This window comes from Moorena sp. SIOASIH, assembly GCF_010671925.1.
GTDB lineage: Bacteria > Cyanobacteriota > Cyanobacteriia > Cyanobacteriales > Coleofasciculaceae > Moorena.
Genome location: NZ_JAAHIH010000004.1, coordinates 90,848 through 106,215 on the forward strand (window position 1 = coordinate 90,848; position 15,368 = coordinate 106,215).

At 40.1% G+C, this 15,368-nt stretch carries 16 protein-coding genes; 15 read left to right on the forward strand and 1 reads right to left on the reverse strand.

Annotated elements, in window-relative coordinates; all coding sequences use genetic code 11:
* Nucleotides 1-33 precede the first annotated feature (33 nt).
* The 11 genes from pstA (at nucleotide 34) to F6J90_RS21765 (ending at nucleotide 10,176) form a co-directional block, all read left to right on the forward strand.
* Nucleotides 34-972, forward strand: coding sequence for a phosphate ABC transporter permease PstA (gene pstA, locus F6J90_RS21715; RefSeq protein WP_293098126.1), 939 nt, complete (start codon nucleotides 34-36; stop codon nucleotides 970-972).
* 22 nt (nucleotides 973-994) lie between these two features.
* On the forward strand, nucleotides 995-1,819 hold the full coding sequence (locus F6J90_RS21720; protein ID WP_293098128.1) for a phosphate ABC transporter ATP-binding protein: 825 nt from the start codon (nucleotides 995-997) through the stop codon (nucleotides 1,817-1,819).
* A 42-nt stretch (nucleotides 1,820-1,861) separates the two neighbouring features.
* Nucleotides 1,862-2,545: a class I SAM-dependent methyltransferase gene (locus tag F6J90_RS21725; RefSeq protein WP_293098130.1), complete on the forward strand. Its 684-nt coding sequence runs from the start codon at nucleotides 1,862-1,864 to the stop codon at nucleotides 2,543-2,545.
* 328 nt (nucleotides 2,546-2,873) lie between these two features.
* Nucleotides 2,874-3,659: an SDR family oxidoreductase gene (locus tag F6J90_RS21730; protein ID WP_293098132.1), complete on the forward strand. Its 786-nt coding sequence runs from the start codon at nucleotides 2,874-2,876 to the stop codon at nucleotides 3,657-3,659.
* A 313-nt stretch (nucleotides 3,660-3,972) separates the two neighbouring features.
* Nucleotides 3,973-5,049 carry a hypothetical protein gene (locus F6J90_RS21735; RefSeq protein WP_293098135.1) on the forward strand — a complete coding sequence of 359 codons (1,077 nt, stop codon included), beginning with the start codon at nucleotides 3,973-3,975 and terminating at the stop codon, nucleotides 5,047-5,049.
* Between the two features lie 4 nt (nucleotides 5,050-5,053).
* Complete coding sequence (locus F6J90_RS21740) at nucleotides 5,054-5,689, forward strand: sulfotransferase family 2 domain-containing protein (RefSeq protein ID WP_293098138.1); 636 nt, start codon at nucleotides 5,054-5,056, stop codon at nucleotides 5,687-5,689.
* A complete protein-coding gene (locus F6J90_RS21745; RefSeq protein ID WP_293098141.1) occupies nucleotides 5,679-6,329 on the forward strand; it encodes a sulfotransferase family 2 domain-containing protein in 651 nt (216 codons plus the stop codon). The genes F6J90_RS21740 and F6J90_RS21745 overlap by 11 nt, the downstream gene beginning before the upstream one ends.
* Before the next feature lie 243 nt (nucleotides 6,330-6,572).
* Nucleotides 6,573-7,127, forward strand: a complete 555-nt coding sequence (locus F6J90_RS21750) for a hypothetical protein (RefSeq protein WP_293098144.1) — start codon at nucleotides 6,573-6,575, stop codon at nucleotides 7,125-7,127.
* A 46-nt stretch (nucleotides 7,128-7,173) separates the two neighbouring features.
* Entirely contained in the window at nucleotides 7,174-8,025 is an 852-nt protein-coding gene (locus F6J90_RS21755) for a sulfotransferase domain-containing protein (protein WP_293098146.1), read from the forward strand.
* 179 nt (nucleotides 8,026-8,204) lie between these two features.
* A complete protein-coding gene (locus F6J90_RS21760; RefSeq protein ID WP_293098149.1) occupies nucleotides 8,205-9,077 on the forward strand; it encodes a sulfotransferase in 873 nt (290 codons plus the stop codon).
* Nucleotides 9,078-9,123: 46 nt separating this feature from the next.
* Nucleotides 9,124-10,176: a sulfotransferase gene (locus F6J90_RS21765; RefSeq protein ID WP_293098152.1), complete on the forward strand. Its 1,053-nt coding sequence runs from the start codon at nucleotides 9,124-9,126 to the stop codon at nucleotides 10,174-10,176.
* Here F6J90_RS21765 and F6J90_RS21770 read toward each other — a convergent pair.
* The gene (locus F6J90_RS21770; RefSeq protein WP_293098154.1) at nucleotides 10,083-11,018 is read right to left on the reverse strand and encodes a hypothetical protein; all 936 of its coding nucleotides are present in this window, start codon (nucleotides 11,016-11,018) and stop codon (nucleotides 10,083-10,085) included. The two genes, F6J90_RS21765 and F6J90_RS21770, sit on opposite strands and share 94 nt — an antisense overlap.
* Nucleotides 11,019-11,485: 467 nt before the next feature.
* Between F6J90_RS21770 and F6J90_RS21775 the strand changes: the two genes are divergently transcribed.
* The 4 genes from F6J90_RS21775 to F6J90_RS21790 all read left to right on the forward strand — a co-directional run bounded on the left by F6J90_RS21775 (nucleotide 11,486) and on the right by F6J90_RS21790 (nucleotide 15,367).
* Complete coding sequence (locus F6J90_RS21775) at nucleotides 11,486-11,749, forward strand: hypothetical protein (RefSeq protein WP_293098156.1); 264 nt, start codon at nucleotides 11,486-11,488, stop codon at nucleotides 11,747-11,749.
* Entirely contained in the window at nucleotides 11,728-12,324 is a 597-nt protein-coding gene (locus F6J90_RS21780) for an NAD(P)H-dependent oxidoreductase (RefSeq protein ID WP_293098157.1), read from the forward strand. Before F6J90_RS21775 ends, F6J90_RS21780 begins: the two co-directional genes overlap by 22 nt.
* Before the next feature lie 180 nt (nucleotides 12,325-12,504).
* On the forward strand, nucleotides 12,505-14,391 hold the full coding sequence (locus F6J90_RS21785) for an ABC transporter ATP-binding protein (RefSeq protein WP_293098159.1): 1,887 nt from the start codon (nucleotides 12,505-12,507) through the stop codon (nucleotides 14,389-14,391).
* A gap of 28 nt (nucleotides 14,392-14,419) precedes the next feature.
* A complete protein-coding gene (locus tag F6J90_RS21790) occupies nucleotides 14,420-15,367 on the forward strand; it encodes a glycosyltransferase (protein WP_293098161.1) in 948 nt (315 codons plus the stop codon).
* Nucleotide 15,368: the final 1 nt, after the last annotated feature.

A 15,368-nucleotide genomic window follows, 5' to 3' on the forward strand; every position in this document is an offset into this window, starting at 1 on the left:
ATCCCCTACTGAGTTATTGCACTGTTAGGTTCCATGGCTCTGTTTTCTTCTAACTCTCATGCTGCCCATTCGTCTAAAGGCTCTAAAAAACGGAAATTTTTGAGTGACTCTCGCCATCATCGGCATCGGAGCAAGATTGCTTATCGAGACCGACTGTTGAGGATCATTGTCTGGTTCGTCGCTTTGTCCGTCGCAGCTAGTTTCGCGATAATTCTGGGGCATTTGGTTTGGTATGGATCTAGCCATTTATCTTGGGAGTTCCTGACCACAGACCCTCAAAATGCTGGTCGAGAAGGAGGTATTGCCTCGATATTGGTTTCAACGGCATTGATTTTAGGGGTTTGCCTAGCAGTAGCCCTCCCCCTGGGGTTGGGAACTGCCATCCTGTTAGCTGAATTTACCGCCACCAATAACTTATTTAGTCGGTTGGTGCGACGCAGTTTGGATATGTTGGCAGGAGTTCCTTCCATTGTCTTTGGTTTGTTTGGCAATGCCTTTTTCTGTGTTACCCTTGGTCTTGGCTTCTCTATCCTGTCTGGAGGATTGACCTTGGCCTGTATGGTGCTGCCGATCTTGATTCGTTCCATTGAGGAAGGGCTGCGGGCTGTTCCTGAAGAATACCGTTTGGGGGCTGCATCCTTGGGAATCTCACGGACTAGTACCCTCATACATCTACTGTTACCTGCTGCTGTTCCCAGTTTAGTAGCAGGCTTAATTTTGGGAGTTGGGAGGGTAATCGCTGAAACAGCGGCGTTGATTTACACCAGTGGCTATGTCGATCGCACACCCACCTCTTTATTTGATTCTGGAAGGGCGTTGTCGTTGCATATTTATGAGCTATCCATGAATGTCCCTGGGGGGGATGATAATGCCTATGCCTCGGCTGTGATATTAGTTATATTTATCCTGTTGATCAATACCACAGCGATTTACCTAGGGAAGCAATGGCATGATCGCAGTCTTCAGCAGTAAAAATGTATCATAACTAACATTAATGAGTCAGTTTTCATCCCAGGCAAAACCAGTCATTTCTCCTCCTATGGACAACTGGGGCTTTCCTAGCTTATCCACGGATCGGCTCAGTTTATACTATGGTTCGAAACAGGCACTAGAGGATATCACCCTGTCAATTCCACAGGGTTCTATCACTGCCTTGATTGGCCCATCTGGTTGTGGCAAGACCAGCTTTTTGTATTGTCTCAATCGCTTAATCGATCTGATCCCCAACTGCCTAGTTTATGGTAAGGTTTGGTTGGGTGATTCAAATATTCTTCACCCTAAAACTGATACTATCGCTCTCCGCCGTCGGATTGGGACGGTTTTGCAGAAACCAAATCCTTTCCCATTCTCAATCTGGAAAAATATTGCTTTTCCGTTGAAAGAGCATGGTATTATAGACCGTCGTCAAATTAATGGAATTGTTGAGAGGGTGCTCAAAAATGTTAAGCTCTGGGACGAAGTCAAAGATAGGCTGACAGCCTCAGCATTGCGCCTCTCGGGAGGCCAAAAACAACGTCTTTGCATAGCCCGTACCCTCGCCTTGGCTCCAGAAATTATTTTGATGGATGAGCCTTGTAGTGCCCTAGACCCCATTTCTAGTGGGGTTGTCGAAGACTTGATTGCTAGTTTGCGGGGGAAATACACTGTGGTGATTGTCACCCACAACCTGGCTCAAGCTCGACGGATTGCAGACTATGTGGCGTTATTCTGGGTTCAGTCTGGCTCTGGACGCTTAATTGAATTTGGCCCAGTCGAGCAAATCTTCCAGAATCCCCAACATTCCATTACAGCAGAATACATCAATGGTCAGCGTGGATAAGGGAATCCTACCACACACTAAGAATCCCAAAGGCTAATTGTAATGAACCAAAATTTACAACTATCCACAGACAACTACTATTCCCAGCCCCGGGAGCAAGGTAAAAGTATTTACACTATCTGGGAAGAAGGAAAAGCCTATAAAGACTCGATCACACCGACAACTTACGACACCAACTACCGAGAATTCATTACCAATAAAATTGAATCCTTGCTTAACTACGAAGTCACTAGCAATATCTTAAGTATTGGGAGTGGCAACGCTTTTGTTGAAAGCGATTTACATAAAAAAGGCTATAACGTCATAGCCAATGATGTTAATGAAGATGCCATTGAAATTGCTCGAAACAAAGGATTGCCCGTGGTTTTTGCTGATGTAAATCAGTGGGAACCGGAACAAAAAAATTTTGATTTAATTTACTGTGATGGGGTGGTTGGACACTTATACAAACCAGAAGTGGGTTTAACTAAGCTCTTCAGTCGTTTACGAGATTGGTTAGTGTCTAAACAGGGTATTCTTCTGATTTCTAATGATGCAGCAGTGATCAACGCTCCTGTACATCCTCACCCAAGAGTGAAAGGCTTTTATTGGTTTTCGGCAGATTATTTGCGTTCGGAGTTACTTAGCGCTGGTTTTGAAGCCGTTGAGAACGAAAATTTCATCTATCACCGTCCCCTTACAGGAGAAAAAGAACGGTTGATTTTAGAAGCGCAAGTCAGAAGTTAGAAGTCAGAAGTCAAAAGTAAGCTATGACTAAGAGGATATCTGAAAAGTTTTTTGATACTGAATTTTGCCCCCCTAGGGCGTGTTTTCAAAGTTTTCCGCAAGATTATGATCCCCCCCAGCCCCCCTTAAAAAAGGGGGGAGCCATACTCAAAGTCCCCCTTTTTTAAGGGGGATAATGGGGGATCTCCAAGTTTGAAGACACGCCCTAGCCCCCCAATTCTGGGGGGAACAAGAATCAATTTGCTTCTAAAAGTCCCCCGAGCGAGGGATTGCTCGCTCGGGTGATTTAGGGGGCTGCGTAGTGGTATAATGCTGGATTAGTTCAGTTATGGATTTAGGACTACAAGGCAAAATTGCTTTAGTGACGGCATCGAGTCGAGGCATGGGTAGAGCGATCGCAGAGGGCTTGGCCGCTGAAGGGTGTCAGGTGATTATTTGCGGTAGAGATAAGGATAACTTACTCAAGGCTGCCCAGCAAATAGAAGCCAAGACGGGACAAGTCATTACACCTATCCCAGTGGATCTTGAGCAACAAGATAGTATCTCCCAATTGCTAACGGGCATTACCAATCAATTTTCCACCATTGATATTGTCGTCAATAACGCAGGTGGTATGCCCTACAAGCGCCACTATGAACTAAACCAGGAGGATTGGCAGCAATCATTCGATCTCACCTTTATGAGTCAGGTGACTATAGCTGAAGCCTTACTCCCTTTGATGAAAAAACAGTCTTGGGGTAGGATTATTTTTGTGACTTCAGTAGCAGCAAAACAGCCAGGTATGCTGATTGCCCATTCCCAACGAGCAAGTGTTGTCGCCTATGCTAAAACCCTTGCTAATGAATTGGGGCAGCATAACATTCTGGTTAATAGTATCTGCCCTTCTTTTGCAGTTACGGATAAGTTCTATGAAGTGGCTGATGAAGTAGCTAAGAGACAGGGTAGTTCTCGGGAACAAGTGATCCAGCAATGGATGAAAAGTGTTCCCCTCCGTCGCCCTGCAACTGCTGAAGAAGTGGCTAATTTAGCAGTATTTCTGGCTTCGGAAAAAGCGAGTTATATCACTGGAACCTGTATTCAAGTTGATGGGGGATTTGTGAAAAGTTTGTTTTAATTAGGTTTTAGGGATTTTAGGTTCAACAATAAATCTAAAATTCACTAAAAAAATGGATATATAGCAATCCTAAATCAGTTGTAAAATATGCAAAATCTGAAATTGCTGCTGGGCAAGGGTTATAGCGATAGCTTCGGCAACTATATTTTACGAATCATTTAGGACTGCTATATTAAGTTTATTAACTTTTTAGATCAAGTTAATTATTTGGTATGATACTGTGAAATAGGATAGACAGTCACAGTTAACCTGCCAGAAAGAGATCACAAGAGGCTGTTTTGGTATAATCTCTGCACAGTACTTAAGATTAGTTGTGAAAGATAACTTCAGTTTTGAACAGAGTGAATTAACCACACACCAAAGCTATGACCAAAGCTATGAGGAATTGTTGGGTGCTTGTCAGCAGCAGCTCGAATTAGAACCTAGTAATCCAGATACCTATATCGCTTTAGGAGACTTGCTTCGACAACACCCAAACCAATTAGAAGAAGCTTTAGAAGCTTATCAAAAAGCAATTAATTTAACGTCTAGCCACAATACCTCAGCCTATCGAGGAATTAAGAAGGTGATCAAGCAGGCTGCCTCTGTTGCTAAAATTAATCAACCGCCCTATGAAAAAATTATTTTACATACAGCAATAGGTGGTCTTTGCAACCGTTTGCGGATCTTATGTTCTTACCTTTGCCTGAGCTACTTTTGGGATATTCCCTTATTTCTGTGCTGGTATCCTGAAGATGCTTGTAACTGTTATTTCCAGGAGCTGTTTGAACCTGTCTGTGCCACTATATCTCCTCAATCAATGGTACAACTTTTTACTAGGGAAAATTGTGCCCAAACATTATACGTATATTTAGATAAGAATGCCTACATAGGCATGAATGTCTATGAAAGATATCTTAAGGAAAATCTAGATCGTGAGACATTTAGAAGGCAGTACCTAGAATTTGTTAGGAAATTAAAACCTAAACAAGACTTACTTCAATCTATAGAGAAATTTAAACAACAGCATTGGACAGATAATATCATTGGTCTACATATTAGACGCACGGACTTATTTAACCATCTAAAGTACAAACAGCTAGAATCAAATTTTTCTTCGGATGAGATGTTTATTAGCGCAATAGAAATGGAAATATCTAATGGCTGCTCCAAGTTTTTTTTGGCTACAGATAATCAAACAACCCAAAAAATTATCTACCATAAATTTCCCCAAAAAATTATTAGCTATTGTCAAGCTTTCAATAGTGAAAATAAACGTCAAACAACTGTTAAAAATGCTGTAATAGATCTATACTTGCTTTCTAATTGCCAAAAAATAATCGGTTCTTACTACTCCAGTTTTAGCGAATATGCTGCTGATTTAGGCAATATTCCTTTAATGTACCCCTAAGGTAATGATTATTTCTCACAAGTACCAATTCATTTTTATAAAAACAACCAAAACTGCTGGAACAAGCATCGAAATCGCTTTATCTAAATTTTGTGGTAGCGAAGACATTATCACCCCGATTTATCCAGAAGAAGAAATGAGGACACAATTGGGCTATCGAGGTGCTCAAAACTATCAAGCTGATGGTTTCTATAATCATATTCATGCTGCGGAGATCAAAAAGTTGATTGGAGATGAGGTCTGGAACAGCTACTACAAGTTTTGTTTCGAGAGAAATCCTTGGGATCGTTTTGTATCCTATTACTATTGGCGTTATCAACTAGAACCACGTCCAACTATTGCTGAGTTTTTAGAGTCAGAGTTCAAACCTCTGTTTTTCCTGAGGAGGACGGGGTTTAAATTGTATACTATTGAGGGAGAGATCGCAGTAGATAGAATTTGTCTTTATGAGAATCTCAATGAAGAATTAGAACAATTAAGGATTCGATTAGGGCTACCTGAAACCTTACAATTGCCTAGAGCTAAATCTTCTACCAGAAAAGATCAGCGAAGCTATCGCGAAATTTTAGACGAAAATACCCAAAAACTAATCCGAGAGACTTTTAGTAAAGAAATTAGCATGTTTGGTTATGCTCTGTAACGATTTCCAATGTGTTTTTGTTCATATCCCCAAAGTGGCTGGAGAAAGCATTGAGGGTTTTTTTTCTAGCTTGCTTGGTGTCACCAGAGAGATGTTGCTGCTTAGATCTAATAGAGATCCGAAACTAGGCCCGGAGCAGCTCTCCCATCTAACAGCACAAGAATATGTTAGGTTTGGGCATATGACAGCAGAACAATTCAAGTCTTATTATAAATTTTCTTTTGTCCGAAATCCTTGGAAACGATTAGCATCTGAATATATTTTTAAAAGATATATAGACAAATTTGAGTTTAAGGACTTTGTTTTTAACAATTTCCCCAAACCAGATGATTATAGTGATGCCTCTCGACATGTCTTACCGCAGTATGATTTCCTTTATGACTCTCAAGGAAATCTTTTGGTCGATTTTGTGGGCAGATTTGAGAACCTGCAAGCAGATTTTAATATTGTCTGCCAAAAGCTGGGAATAAAAGAGACTCAACTTCCTCATCTGAATTCAAATAAACAAAACAAGATTGTGAAGGGGTACAAACAGGAGTACAAACCTTATTTGGAGTATTATGATGATGAAACGAAAGAATTTGTAGGAAAAATTTATAAAAAGGATATTGAAACTTTTGGCTATAGGTTTACCGATTAATAATTAACTATTTGAGTTTTATTAAGCTGTCAGATATCTAAATTGCACAATTAGCTATAGAATATACAGACGGTGGTAAGCTTATTGATATAAGTGTTTCATAGATAATAAATTGTCTCCGGAGACGTTTTTTTTTGCAGGTAGGTAAAATTTTTTGCTATAATTAACCTACTAACTCCATAACTAGCAATAAGGTGCTCAACCGGTTGCCCACCTGTAGTATTTTGAAATTATTTGTAAAACATGCCCATCCAATTTGATTTAGCCAAATATCTTAACCCTATATTTGTTGAAACCGGAACCTATAAGGGTCACGGAATTGCTGCTGCTTTAGCATCAGGCTTTACCAAAATCTACAGTATTGAAGTTTCTCAAGAGTTTTACGAGCAATCGGTACAACGATTTAAATCAGAAATTGCTCAAGGAACTGTAGAAATCATCTTAGGAGACTCATTATCTTGTTTAGCAGAGGTAATTCAGACCATCGACTGTCAAATAACCTTCTGGTTAGATGCTCACGAGACACTGGGTTATCAGGGTAAAAAGTCTTGCCCCCTGTACGAGGAACTTGATGCGATCGCTAATCATCCCATAAAAAACCATACCATCCTAATTGATGATCTGCGTCTACTATCACAACAAGGTTGGGGTGAATCAGTTGTCAAAGATGACATCATTGAAAAGCTTAAACAAATCAATCATAATTACTCCCTGAGCTATGAAAATGGTAAAATAGAAAATGATGTTTTAGTGGCTCTTGCTGATACCTCCCTGGCTGTGGGTGCTGATTTAAAGTGATTTAAAGTAACTATTGATCATAAGCAAAAATTCATTTTTGTTGAACATGGCTACTAACTCTAGTAAACCTAATTTTTTGTGTATTGGGGCTCAAAAAGCCGGGACAACCTGGTTATATCATAATCTCAAGGGACACCCTCAAATATGGCTACCTGCTTATAAAGAAATACACTATTTCGATGAGATTCATCTCGATAAAAGTACAGTAACCAGAATAGAAAGAAATAGACTATCGACGTTGAACAGGGAGCTAAACAAAAAACTTAATGGTGAAACTATTAGGTATAGCTACCTTAAGTTTTTGGCTCATCTGGCATTTTCTGAAGTCAAAGATGACCAGTGGTATTTGTCCTTATTCAAGGAGGCGACATCGGAAGAGGCTATAGGTGAAATAACCCCTGCCTATTCAGCTTTACCAGAACTAGGTGTTAAACACATCAAACGTTTATTAGGCGATATTAAGATTATTTATATTTTACGTAACCCCATAAAAAGGGCATGGTCACAGGTAGTTACCTCAAGGCGTTGGGATACTCTCGATTATCAACAGATTAGTTATGAAGAGTGGGTCGAGATGATCGATGCAAAATATAGTTTACTTAAAGGGCATTATACCAGAACTATAACTAATTATGAAAAGTATTTCGCTCAAGACAAAATACTTTATTTATTCTACGATGATATTTGCCTAAATCCTGCTACTTTGCTCCAAAAAGTTTGTGATTTTTTAGAGATAAAGTATGAAGAAGGATATTTTAAATCGACGATAAATTTTCTGTTCAATAATAGCCCTAAAATGGATATACCTGAAAAAGTGGAAAAGTACTTAACTGAAAAGTATAAAGAACAAGAGGAGTTGATAATAGAAAGATTCCAACCTGCTAGTTTCAAGCTATAGTATTTGGGTGCATCTCATATTTAAAAATGTTCTGTAGGGTGCGTGATAAGACGGACTAGCCCTGATTGTCGCGGTAGCCAGTATTGGAAAAGTCCGTCCCGTAACGCACCACCGCGTCAAATCGCAAAAGTGAGATGCACCCTAGCATTTGTTAGTGAATCAGGTATAGAGACTAAAGAATGAAACCAAAATTTATCCTAGTTGTTGGTCTCCAAAAATCAGGAACATTCCTCTTAAGACAACTCCTAGCTGAATCTGGATTAGTAGAACATCCATTTGAAGAAGGAGAAGGACAGGATTTTTGGGGCAATGTACCCCCCTTTACTCCCCGTGGTTTTCCCGCAGGAACGATTTATCAAAGGAGTGGAGGTGAAATGGGTCATGAAATTGGGGAGGAGGATGCTACCCAGGAAATCAAAAATTGTTTACTAGAGCGCTTAGCAAATCTAGAAATACAATCATCTCTTATTGTAAACAAAAATCCTTATAATGTACTTCGGATTCCCTGGCTCAGAAAACTTTTCCCCGATAGTTTTATTGTTGGCATAGTTCGTAAACCTGTTCCCAATGTCTTTTCTTTACTGAAAAGGTTTACATGTCGTCAGGGATATAGATATGAGCCAGAAGAAGGTTGGTGGGGAGTAAAACCTAAAAACTGGCAACAGCTAATTGATAACAACAAAATTATTCAATGCGCTCATCAATGGAAAGCTGTTAATGGCAAACTGTTACAAGATCAAAATTTGCTTAATTTAATTGTCAGTTATGATCAGGTTTGTTCATGCCCCCTAGGAACTGTAGAAAAAATTCTCAGTTTAATTGAGGGGAAAGAAGTTAAAGTATCAGTAGACTACCCGGTAATCCAATGTTTTGATGATGAATACCAAAGGGGAGCGCGGCTTTTATCAAAAAAACGATCTCCTGATGGTTCTGCTGTCTTGGATAGTTCCTGGCTACAGCAAGAAAAGATTGAGATCCAAGCTTTGCAGGAGACGGATATTGCTCTAATAGAAGAAATTTGCGCTCCTGTATCTGAGCATTTTTTCGGCTAAACTAATTAATTGACTGTTCCCTGGCCACAGCGCTATAAAATTATTTATGATTTCGCAAAATATTTTAATCGCTATCGGTTATTTTAAAACTGGCTCTTCTTGGCTTGACCGTCACCTTTTTAAAAATCCGTCATCAGGCTTCATTTGGTGGAGTGACCCCTCGCTGCGACATCAAGTCGTTGGCCCCCATCCGTTGGCGTTTGATCTAGCAAAATGTAGTGAGCAAATTCAAAGCTCTATTCCTTCAACCTTAGATGATCAAATTCCCGTTATTGCCGTGGAACGCTTATCTGGAAACCCCCATTCAGGTGGTTACGACAGCAAAGAAATCGCGGATAGACTTATTGCCTTGTTTCCCAAGGCTCGCATTCTGATTGTGATTAGGGAACAAAAGCAGATGATTCTTTCAACTTACAATCAATATGTACGTGCCAGTGGCCCATGTTCTCTAAGCAATTACATCGGACAACCGCAACTTCGAGGTTATAAAATACCCCTCTTTAGCCTCGACCACTTTGCCTATAATTTCCTGATAGATTACTATCAGAAACTGTTCGGTCGCTCCAATGTACTAGTGTTACCTTACGAGCAATTTAAAATCGATCCCAAACGCTTCGTTTCACAAATTTTAGCATTTAACGGAATTAAAGATTGTGCTGCTATTGTTGAAACCTTGCCTTATCATGACCGTGTGAACAGTTCACTCTCATGGATGGCAACACTCTTGATGGGTACTTTAAATCCGTTGATTATGAAACCCTCACAACTCAATCCCAGTCCATTACTGCCTTTCAAGGTTTGTAATCGTCGATTTGTGAGTTATTTGCAAGAACTGGAGAGGAAATTACCCCTAGCTATTCTTAAACCCTGTAACTCGGCTATCAAAGGTAGGCTCATGGCAAAAATCACTGAAGTGGTTGGTGATTACTATCAAGAAAGTAATGCTATCACCTCCGAGTTAATCGGGATTGATCTGAGTCAATACAACTACGATATGCCAGTGGATTACAGTTTTTCGGCTGGCGATGGCACAGAATCTAACGGCAACCTTGCTAATAACCAAGTATTAAGTTCTGCTTCCAGTTCAAAATTGGACTGAAATAAAGGATTAATCGGTAAATTTTCAGCCTTGAACATGCCATGATAATGAATGTGAATGAGAGAATGAGAACTCTTAAATTGTAATAATGGTTGTCGTTTATTAATATTTATAATCGGATAGTTATAGACAGGTTCTAAAATCTGAACCCGGTCTGTAATTCCCCAGATAGCTGTTGATAAAGTAGTTTGATCCTTTGGCCAAATAGATCCCTGTTTTGGCTCTAGTCCCTGGCGGTAAACAGTGATCAGATCGTCCTGCCATTTGCTAAATATGCCTTTACTCGCTCTGACTGCTACTAAGCCAGCGTTATAACAAGCTTTAATCACAACCCCTTGCACAAACGTCTCGATCAAGGGGATACTCTCGTAATCGACACCGCAATAGTTACACAAAAGATGCCAGTAATTATCGTAGGGATCATCTGGCGAACCAGAAGTACAGATTGATTTCCAACTAACTGGCCGGACAGCAACATCATAACTATCTAGTAACTCCAATGCAGTTGGTTCGCGAAAAAATAACGTATCACTGTCGATAAATACTAAAAATTCGTGTTTTTTCTGATTCTCAATATAAGCATTAGCTAAGATTTTGTTGGCGTAGGGATCCTGGGCAAATTCATCATTTAGTACCAATTCAATATGCTCAACACTAAGTTTGTCTAAGCGTTTTTTTGTCTCTGGGGAAATCTCATGACCTACCCTAGGAGAAAAAGCGTAGATCGGACATTGACTAAAGCGACCTCCGTAACAGCGAATACTTTCATATAGTAGAAGAGACTGAGTTTCTAGATGGCCGGATTCTATACAGGTAATAAAAGCTAAGTTGGGTGTCGTCATCTATTGTTTATGGTTAACTATTTGATTTGTAGCACTTTTTAAGATACTATCAAAGTTTAAGACGAATATAGCAATTCTCATAGCTATGAGGTAGACAATTTATGAATTTTAGGGAACAGGGAACAGGGAACAGGGAACAGAGAAGAGGGAATAGCGATGCGCTGCATCGCTATTCCCGGGAGCAGGTCAAATTTGCCGAACAAATGAACTACTTGACAAAAACTAAAAATTATGTAATTGAGCCGGTCTTAGTTGCAGAACAGATCAACTTAATACCATATGAGCTTGGCTTTTACTCATCAGGGGGCTATAGATCAGGTAAAAATATTAGGCGATAGTGACATGCTCCCCCTATTACCTATTACCCATTACCTATTACCCATTACCCAGATAATGTACTTTTTTTCTGCATAAGTGACATGCTCCCCTGTTCCCTGTTCCCTGTTCCCGTCTTGATGCAGTCGCTCATGGGGGAAACCACGGCAGTCGCTCATGGGGGAGACCACGGCAGTCGCTCATGGGGGAAACCACGGCAGTTGCTCATGGGGGGAACCCCCAAGACCGCACTGCCTCCCCAAGACCGCGCTGCCTCCCCAAGACCGCGCTGCATCGCTGTTCCCTGTTCCCTAAAATCCCGAAATTGTGTACCTCATAGCTATGAAAATTGCTATTATAGTTTATTAACACTCAACAGTCAACCGCTATCTCTATGGAACAATCAAACCAAATAAACCTCAAAATTCCTATTCTTTTAGGAAGCTGTAGGACGGGAAGACAAAGCTTGAAGGTAGCTCAGTTCATTTTCAAAGAATTATCCCAAAACTATCCCCTTAAAACTGAAATAATTGACCTGGCTGAGTATAATATACCTATGCTAGAGGAGCGATTAAAGGAAATGGAAATTTTACCCCCTGATTTATCACGATTCTGCTCTAAGCTGACCCAAGCGGATGGTATTTTGATTGTTGCTCCAGAATACAAAAATGGATACCCAGGAGTATTAAAAAATGCCCTTGATTATCTTGAACCCCAGGCTCTAAGGTATAAGCCCATTGGTATTTGTACCGTATCTTCTGGGGGATTTGGAGGACTTAATTGTCTGGCACAATTGCGATTAGTTTGCCTAGCTTTAGGGGGTTTGCCCATTCCAGATAAATTACCTATTTCCCATGTTAAAGAAATGTTTGATATCAATGGTAACTTATCCGATTTAGGGTTTACAACCAAGCTTAATTCCTTTATTAAGGAACTAATTTGGTACACTGAAGCGATATTCAGGTCACTTCGGGAGAGTTCGGAACCATGACTAGTGTATACTGATTTGTATGGGCTGTCAACCTAGGTCGAAGCTGATTCTGGCTCCTGTCTCCTGTCTCCTTCTTGAATCTAATACCTGACACCTAAACTTCATTTCCATTAGCATGTCCATTCTTTACATTGCTAGCCTTTCATAGACTTACATAAGCTTAGTTTACAGTTTACAGTAATGGAAGAAAAACTGCTTAACAATCAAATCCCAGAGGAAAACAATCAAATCCCAGAGGAAAACATCAGTATCCCTACAACCACAAAAGAATTCTTTTGGTATGTTTTGTGGCAAGCCAATAATAAACTCCGGTGGCAATTTATTGCCTTGGCCGCTATCACGGTAATTGGGGCTTCATTAGTGATGCTGAAGTCTTATCAATTAAAAGTAATTCTAGATGGCTTTATAGCAGCTCAGGCAAAAGGTAATCTTTCTTACCGAGACTTTTTAAGTCCTGTCCTTATTTATATCAGTTGTCTAGTCTTTGCGAAACTGATAGTTCTGCTTCGAGACTGGATTAATATATTCTCTATATCGACTTGCCATAGAGTTATTTTACGATCGTTCTTGAAGTATACTCTAGGACATTCCAGTCATTTTTTTCAAAATAATTTATCTGGAGCAGTTTCGAGCAAGTTATTTACTCTCGTGACTAGTTTCAATCGAATTGCTAATGTGTGCTTTAATAACTTCTCAAGTGTAGCCATCAAGTTTGTATATGTCTTTATTTTTTTTGTTTTAGTCCACCCAATTATCGGTCTATGTTTTGTACTATGGTTCTTGATATTTATCGGGTTAGTTGCTCCTAATTTAGCAAAAGGACTTTACAATAAAGCAAAAAATCACTCAGCGTCTAATGCTAAGATTTCTGGATTGGTAACTGATGTCTTAGGCAACCATGATGTTGTGCGCTCTTTTGCCCATGAGCAAGAAGAAATTGCTTTATTTTCTAGTCATCAGGATCAGACGATTGATAAAAAAATTGATCTGAAACTAAATACAATCAAAGTGTTTGCTGTTAAAGATTTTACCATCTTAATCAGTGAAGTTATGGTTCTATTACTTCTAGTTTATGGATTTAAACATCAATGGGTTTCCGCCGGAGATTTTGTCCTGATTGTTACCATTCTAACCAACTTTCTCAATCAAGCCAATCAACTTGTCAAACAACTGGCAGATCTAATTGAACAATTCGGTAATTGTACAGATGCTATTGAAACGTTATCTCAACCCCATGAGATTACTGATCTCGAAGAAGCCGAAGTTCTAGAAGTGAAAGCAGGAGCTATAGAATTTGCAGACGTTAGCTTTCATTATCCCTCCAGTTACAGGGTATTTGAAAACTTATCCGTGAAAATCGAACCTGGACAAAAAGTAGGGCTTGTTGGATTTTCAGGGGCAGGAAAAACCACCTTTACCAGGCTGATTTTACGTCAGTTTGACATTCAACAGGGTCAAATCCTCATTGACAATCAACCCATTAATAAAATCACCCAAGAGAGTCTACGCAGTCAAATTGCCCTGATTCCCCAAGACCCTTCTTTATTCCAGCGTACCCTGATCGAGAATATTCGCTATGGCCGTTTGGATGCCACAGATGAGGAGGTAATGGAAGCTGCTCAGAAAGCCTGTTGTCATGAATTTATTACAGAAATGTCAAAAGGCTATCAAACCCTGGTAGGAGAAAGAGGAGTAAAACTTTCAGGCGGGCAGCGGCAACGTATTGCGATCGCTAGAGCCATGCTCAGAAATAGTCCTATCCTAATCCTAGATGAAGCTACGTCTTCTCTGGATTCTATCACTGAACAAGCTATCCAGGATGCCCTAAAAAAGGTAATCGAAGGACGAACTGCCATTGTGATTGCCCACCGCCTGTCCACCCTCAGCTTTATGGACCGCATTCTCGTATTTCAGGAAGGAAAGATTATCGAAGATGGTTCAATCAATGAACTGCTATCAAAGAACGGACATTTTGCCTACCTATACAGAACCCAATCCAGCGGATTATTACCTCAGGAAAAAGAGGAATTTAAATCTAACAAATTAGAGCCAGCAGATGTAAAATAGTAACAGAGCAGAAGAGATTTTAGAAAAAATGCGTATCTACATATCGAGTAATCACCAATATCCAGCCAAGATTAATGGCACTGCATCCCAACACACTACAGATTTGCTCGCTAAAGGCTTGGCAGAACTAGGACATGATGTGTTCTACGATCTCAGAAATAATGAAATTCTAGAACCTTTACCAGACAGTGTTAATCAGGTTACGGAGCGAATGTTTGACGTTGATATTTTACAACCTCAAGATATTCCCCCATCTCGTGCATTCGATTCCCATGGTAAGCCTTGGGTCAGAACCTTCCAAGCTCCTTTTGGAAACCATGATGTTTCAGGGCTCTCAAAAGAGAATTTGATTTTTGTTTCCCGCTCCCATGCCCAAAGCTATGGTTGCGATCGCTATGTCCACAATAGTATAGATCCTGCTGAATTCATTTATTCTGAAACCAAAGATGATTATTTCATCTTTTTGGTCTGCGGTTTAGAAAGAGCTGTCTTGAAAGGATTTGGTATCGCCTTACTCTTAGTCCAAGAACTGGGCATCAAGCTAGTGGTCGCAGGTTCGAGTAAAAACGAATTTTATCAACGGCAATTTGCTGCCATGTGCCGGGAGCAAGGAGTTGACTTTGTCGGTGAAATACGGGGACCACAGAAAGCGCAATTAATCGCTTCCGCCAAAGCACTCCTGGCACCAACACTAATTAACGAACCGTTTGGCTTAGTTGTGCCTGAAGCGTTAATCTCAGGAACTCCAGTAATTTGTAGTCATCATGGAGCGTTTAAGGAAATAGTTTCCTCTGATGTTGGCTTTATTTGTCACAGGCAAAAAGACTATATTGCTGCAGTGGAAAGGCTGGATGAAATTTCTCCTCAAGCCTGTCGGGAAAAGGCAATGAGAGACTTTCATTATCGAACAATGGCTGCTAATTACCTTAAGGAATACGAAAAAGAAATATCACTCACGGTAAGTAATAATGGGTAAC